This window comes from Anaeromyxobacter sp. PSR-1 (assembly GCF_000964525.1).
Classification (GTDB): Bacteria; Myxococcota; Myxococcia; order Myxococcales; family Anaeromyxobacteraceae; genus Anaeromyxobacter.
The window spans coordinates 1-5,668 of record NZ_BAZG01000236.1 but is presented as its reverse complement, the minus strand read 5'-3'; the positions used below and the strand labels follow the sequence as shown (position 1 = coordinate 5,668).

The 5,668-nt window shown below is 73.4% G+C and carries 7 protein-coding genes and 1 pseudogene; 5 read left to right on the top strand and 3 right to left on the bottom strand.

The features are described from left to right. The 3 genes and pseudogenes from PSR1_RS21180 to PSR1_RS21170 form a co-directional block, all read right to left on the bottom strand. Positions 1-325 (bottom strand): annotated as a pseudogene (locus tag PSR1_RS21180) (energy transducer TonB); the annotation flags it as partial. Continuing rightward, complete coding sequence (gene tolR, locus PSR1_RS21175; RefSeq protein WP_059439354.1) at positions 322-774, bottom strand: protein TolR; 453 nt, start codon at positions 772-774, stop codon at positions 322-324. The gene tolR and the pseudogene PSR1_RS21180, both read right to left, overlap by 4 nt. Before the next feature lie 17 nt (positions 775-791). Continuing rightward, on the bottom strand, positions 792-1,535 hold the full coding sequence (locus PSR1_RS21170) for a MotA/TolQ/ExbB proton channel family protein (protein ID WP_059439353.1): 744 nt from the start codon (positions 1,533-1,535) through the stop codon (positions 792-794). 321 nt (positions 1,536-1,856) lie between these two features. Between PSR1_RS21170 and PSR1_RS21165 the strand changes: the two genes are divergently transcribed. The 5 genes from PSR1_RS21165 to PSR1_RS21145 form a co-directional block, all read left to right on the top strand. Further along, on the top strand, positions 1,857-2,651 hold the full coding sequence (locus PSR1_RS21165) for a hypothetical protein (protein WP_059439352.1): 795 nt from the start codon (positions 1,857-1,859) through the stop codon (positions 2,649-2,651). A 120-nt stretch (positions 2,652-2,771) separates the two neighbouring features. Continuing rightward, positions 2,772-3,551 carry a glutamate racemase gene (gene murI, locus PSR1_RS21160; RefSeq protein ID WP_059439351.1) on the top strand — a complete coding sequence of 260 codons (780 nt, stop codon included), beginning with the start codon at positions 2,772-2,774 and terminating at the stop codon, positions 3,549-3,551. Positions 3,552-3,659: 108 nt separating this feature from the next. Beyond that, positions 3,660-4,205, top strand: coding sequence for a hypothetical protein (locus PSR1_RS21155; protein WP_059439350.1), 546 nt, complete (start codon positions 3,660-3,662; stop codon positions 4,203-4,205). Between the two features lie 40 nt (positions 4,206-4,245). Continuing rightward, positions 4,246-4,950 (top strand): cell division ATP-binding protein FtsE, encoded by a 705-nt coding sequence (gene ftsE, locus PSR1_RS21150; RefSeq protein ID WP_059439349.1) that lies wholly within the window; start codon positions 4,246-4,248, stop codon positions 4,948-4,950. Between the two features lie 3 nt (positions 4,951-4,953). Continuing rightward, a partial coding sequence (locus PSR1_RS21145; RefSeq protein ID WP_059439348.1) for an ABC transporter permease occupies positions 4,954-5,668 on the top strand: 715 nt, incomplete at its 3' end.

Here is a 5,668-nt window from a genome sequence, read left to right as displayed (position 1 = left end):
GCGTGGGCGCGGGCTTCGCGCCCGGGACCGGGGCCGCGGGCGCCGGCGGCGCGGGCGCGGGGGCCGGCGCGGTGGCGACCGCCGGCATCGGCTCGGCCGCGGGCGGCTCCGGCGGCGCCTCCTTGCGCGGCAGCCACTGCTCCGGCCGCTTCTCGCCGAGCCGCACCAGCTTCGCCACGATGGGCTTCTGCTCGAGGTCGAGCTCGGGGCCCTGCTGGCGCGCCAGCGCCCACGCGATCAGCCCGGCGTGGACCATCAGCGAGGCCAGCACCGCCGGCCACATCCTGTCCCGCCGCCCGAGGGCGGTCGCGACCGGGATGCTCATCGCCTGCGGGCCTCCCGCTCGGGCTTCACCCGCTCCGGCGCGGGGTTCGTGATCATCCCCACGTTCACGATCCCGGCGCGCTGCACCGTGGCCATCACGTCCACCACGAAGCCGTACGGCAGCGTCTTGTCGGCCATCAGGTACAGCTCGTGCTCCTTCTGCGCGCGCGAGTTGGCGCGCAGCTTGTCCTCGAGCTCGTCGTAGGCCACGTGGGCGGCGTCCTCGGTGGTGCCGAGCCACAGGCTCTTGTCCGACTTGATGGAGAGGACGAGCTTCTGCTCCTGCGCCTCGACGGCCTTGGCGCGCGCGTCGGGCAGGTTCACCTCCACGCCCTGCTGGATGAGCGGCGCCGTCACCATGAAGATGATGAGCAGCACCAGCATCACGTCCACGAGCGGCGTGACGTTGATCTCGGTGAGGGACTGGCGGCCCGAGCCGCCGGAGGACATCGCCACGGCTCGCTCCCCTAGCTGAAGAAGTGCCGCCGAACGATGTTCAGGAAGTCGTTCGAGAAGTTGGTCATCTCGCTGTCGAGCACGCGGATCTTCGACAGGAAGAAGTTGTAGGCCACCACCGCCGGGATGGCGGCGAACAGGCCGACCGCGGTGGCGATGAGCGCCTCGGAGATGGGCTTGGCCACCGTGGCCAGGTTCGCGTTGCCCATCCGGTAGATGTCGTGGAACGCGCGCATGATGCCCCACACCGTGCCGAACAGGCCGACGAACGGCGCGGCGCTGGCGGTGGTGCCCAGGAACGGCACCTGGCGCTCCAGCGCGGTGACCTCCGAGGCGGCGGCCCGCTTCAGCGCGCGCTCGACGTTCTCGATGCCGCCGAGCTGGTCGCTCATGGCGCCCGGATCCGCCTCGTTCTTGCGGGCGGTCACCTTCGAGAGCTCGACGTAGCCCGCCCGGAACACGTGCGACAGCGGCGAGGCGCCGAGCGACTCCGCCGCCTGGTAGATGGCGTCGAGCCGCTTGGACTGCCAGAAGGTCTCGAGGAACTTCACCGACTGGTCCTGGGCGCGCCGGATCTGGAGCCACTTCTTCACGATGATGGCCCAGGACACCGCGGAGGCGCCCAGCAGGAGCGCCAGCACGCCGATGCCGATCGGGCCGGAGTTGGTGGCGATCTCGAGGTAGTTGAGGCCGTCGGCCGCGGCCAGGGGCACGCCGGCGGAGGGCAGGAGCTGCGAGAGGGCGAGTTCGGTCATGTGCAGGTCGGGAAAGGGGTTCTCTAGCATGGACGCGCCCGCTCGGCTGCGCCTCTCCCCGACCCCCCATTCTCCTCGGGATCCGGGGCGCTCGACAGTAAACGCCCGGCGGGCCGTTTCCCCTCCCGAGGCGGCACCGACATGTCGCACCCGCCAACCGTGGCCGCGGCGCCACGGCCGTGCGCCGGGTTCACCCCTCGATCGTGCCCCCGCACGTGCATAATCCCCGCGCTTCGGCCGTCAGGGGGGTGGCACGTCCGTTGCTCATTTCCGGGGTGCCCGGCCCCGTCGCGGTCCGGAGCCCACGCTGGAGGACTTCCGATGAGACGCCTCGCCCTTCTGCTCGCCGCCTCCGCCCTGGGAGCCGGCTGCACCGTGTCCACCGACGACGGCGGCTACTACTGCGTCGACGCCGACCGGACCATGACGATCGAGTGGCCCAGCTTCCTGCTCGCCAACGGCGCGCAGGCCGGCTGCCGCGACGCCGGCGTCGCCTACGTCGACATCTACATGAACGACCAGCGCGTGCAGGGGCCGGTGTCCGGCGGCTGGAACTGTTCCGACGGCGGCGCCACCATCACCTACGTTCCGGCCGGGACGCACCTCGTCACCGTCGAGGGCATCGCCGCCGACGGCTCGACCATCCTGCTCCGCGACGAGCGCTCGGTGACGCCGTACGACTGCGGCGACACGCGGGTGGGCATGCAGCCGGCCGAGGGCACGTTCGACCTCGCCTACTCCTTCACGCCCACCAACGTGTGCACCACCGGCTCGTACATGTTCTTCTCGGTCTACGACGCCATCGCCGGCGTGGTCGCGGCGCAGGTGGACGAGACCAGCGCGAACCCGGCCCTCTACGCCTGCGGCGATCCGATCACCTTCGTGCTGCCCGCCGGCGCGTTCACGCTCACCCGCACCGAGGAGTCGGTGTACTCGGGCGGCGCATGGCTCCCGACCGCGGCGAACTGCAACGCGACCAACTTCAACGTCGCGCCCGCCGCGCTGTCCACCGTCTCGGTCCCGCTCGCGGACAGCAACGCCTTCTGCCCGGCCCGGACCGCGGCGCCGCCGCCGGCCCGTCGCGCGCCGAAGGGCCCCGCCACCACGCTGCCGTAGCCGAACGCGACGCCGAGCCGTCCTCGAGCGCGGGCCCTGGAGCCGGGGCCCGCGCTCCGTCGTCCGGGGGCCGGCGCGGCGGGCGAGCGCGCGGGGGGCCGCCGGAGTAGACTCCCCGCCGTGTCACGCATCGGCATCTTCGACTCCGGCGTCGGCGGGCTCACCGTCCAGCGCGCCATCCTCGCAGCGCTCCCCTCGGCGGACACCGTCTACCTCGGCGACACGGCCCGCGTGCCCTACGGCACGAAGTCCGCGGAGACGGTGACGCAGTACTCGCTGCGCAACGCGCGGGTGCTGGCGCGCCGCGAGATCGACCTCCTCGTCGTCGCCTGCAACACCGCCTCGGCGGTGGCGCTGCCCGCGCTGCGCGCCGAGCTGCCCGTGCCCGTGCTCGGCGTGGTGGACCCGGGCGCCCGCGTGGCCGCGAAGGCCTCGCGGACCGGGCGCATCGGCGTGATCGGCACGCAGGGCACCGTGGCGAGCGGCGCCTACCAGGAGGCGATCCGCCGCGAGCGCCCCGGCGCGGAGGTGGTGGCGCGCGCGTGCCCGCTGTTCGTCCCGCTCGCGGAGGAGGGCTGGACGGATCCGGACGACGAGGTGGTGCGCGGCGTGGTGCACCGCTACCTCGACCCGCTGCGCGGCGCCGGCATCGACACGCTGGTGCTGGGCTGCACGCACTACCCGCTGCTCCGCGCCGCGATCGCGCGCGAGCTGCCGGAGGTGCGGCTGGTGGACAGCGCCGAGGCGATCGCCGAGGAGGTGCGCGCGCGGATCCCGGCGGTGGCGGGCCGCACCGGCGTGCACCGGTTCCTGGTGACCGACGTGCCCGAGCGCTTCCTGGCCGTGGCGGGCCGGTTCCTCGGACGCACCGTGGAATCCGCCGAGCACGTGGACGTGTAGTGTGAGCGCCGCGCCCGGCGGGCGAGCTAGCTCACCGCAGCGTCAGGGGATTTCGACCGGGGCGCGCTTGATGGCAGGGGGGCGCCGGCGGTACAGTCCCGCTTCGCGATGGGTGCCGACGCCAGCAAGAAGATGGTTGTGGGCTTCAACCACAACATCAAGCACAAGGGGAAGATGTACCACATCCAGACCGAGGACTCGGGCCTGGACAACCCCCACATCATCACGCACCTGTTCGTGGGCGGGAACATCCTCGCCTCGAAGAAGACCTCGTACGCCGACATCGTCGCCGCCGAGAACCTCGCGCAGGTGGTGCGCGAGCTGATGGAGGAGCAGCACAAGGAGATGCTGCGCAACCTCATCAACGGCGTGTACGACGACATCGACGCGGCGAGCGCGCAGCAGGCGCAGGCGTTCCAGCCCGGGCAGATCGAGGCCGACGGGCGCACCGTCCGGCTGCAGCCCGGCATGACGATGCCCGCGCCGCGCGGCGCCGCGCTGCCGCCCGAGGTGCTCGCCGCGCGCCAGCAGCCCGCGCCGGCGCTCCGCAACGACGGCGCCGAGACGCTGTTCGGCGAGGACCTGATCAGCGAGCGCAGCCTCGACGAGGTGATCCTCTCGTATCTCGCCGAGGACCTCGGCGAGCGGAAGTGACGTCGCGTCCGGCACTCCCCAGGCCGGCCCGGGAGCGTCCGTGATCCAGCTCTTCCACGTCACCAAGGAGTACCCGGGCGACGGGCCCGCGCTCCAGGACGTGACCCTCGAGGTGGACAAGGGCGAGTTCGTGTTCCTCACCGGCCCGTCGGGCGCGGGCAAGTCCACCCTGCTCAAGCTGGTGTTCTGCGACGAGGCGCCCACCAGCGGGCAGCTCCTGCTGTTCGGCAAGAACGTGGCGAAGATCGGCGCGCGCGCGGTCCCCTACCTGCGCCGCAACATCGGCGTGGTGTTCCAGGACTTCAAGCTCCTGCCGCAGCGGACCGTCGCCGAGAACGTGGCCCTGCCGCTGGAGGTGCAGGCCATGCCGGAGAAGGAGATCCGGCGCCGGGTGAAGCAGCTGCTCCGCTCGGTGGGCCTCGAGCACCGGGCCGAGAAGTTCCCGCCGTCGCTCTCCGGCGGCGAGCAGCAGCGGGTGGCGGTCGCGCGCGCGCTCGCGCCGGCGCCGGCGCTGCTGCTGGCCGACGAGCCCACCGGCAACCTCGACCCGGAGCGGACGCTCGAGGTGATGCAGCTGCTCGCCGACGCGAACGCGCGCGGCACGACCGTGCTGGTGGCGACGCACGACCGCTCGCTGCTCGAGCGCTACAAGCGGCGGGTGGTGCTGCTGGAGCGCGGGCGGCTCGTCTCCGACGGCGACTCGATCCGCCGCGCCCCGGGCGCCGGCGCGGGCGCGGGGAGCTGACCGGTGCCGCTCCGCCCCGTCTATTTCACGCGGCGCGCCGTCGAGGCGCTGGTGCGCGGGCCCTACGTGGCCATGGTGGGGACCGCGACCATCTTCGTGGCGCTGTTCTCGATCGGCCTGCTCGCCGCGGCCCTGGGCGGCGCCGAGCGGCTGCTGGCGGCCTGGGCCGGCGAGGTCCGCATCTCCGCGTACCTCGCGCCGGGCGCCGACCTCGCCGCGGTGCGCGAGGCGGCCGCGGCGGTCGCGCCCGGCCGCGCCATCACCGCGGTCACGGCGGCCGAGGCGCTGCGCGGGCTCGCCGCCGAGCTGGGAGAGCAGGGCCGCGTGCTGGAGGGCGTCGGGCCGGGCGTGCTGCCCGACGCGGTGGAGGTCTCGGCGCCCGGGATCTCGCTCGCCGAGGCGCGCGGGCTGGCCGGGCGGCTGCGGGCGCTCCCGGGGGTGGCCGAGGTGGACTACGGCACCGCCTGGCTGGAGAAGCTGGAGCGGTTCCTCGCCCGGGCGCGGGTCGCGGCGGTGGCGCTGTTCGCGGCGCTCGCGCTCGCCACCGCGGTGCTGGTCTCGAACACGCTCCGGCTGGCGGTGTTCGCGCGCCGGGACGAGATCGAGATCATGAAGCTGGTGGGCGCCACCGACGCGTTCGTGTCGGCGCCGTTCCTGATCGAGGGGGTGCTGCAGGGCCTGCTCGGCGGCGGGCTCGCGGTGGGGGCGCTGCTGGCGG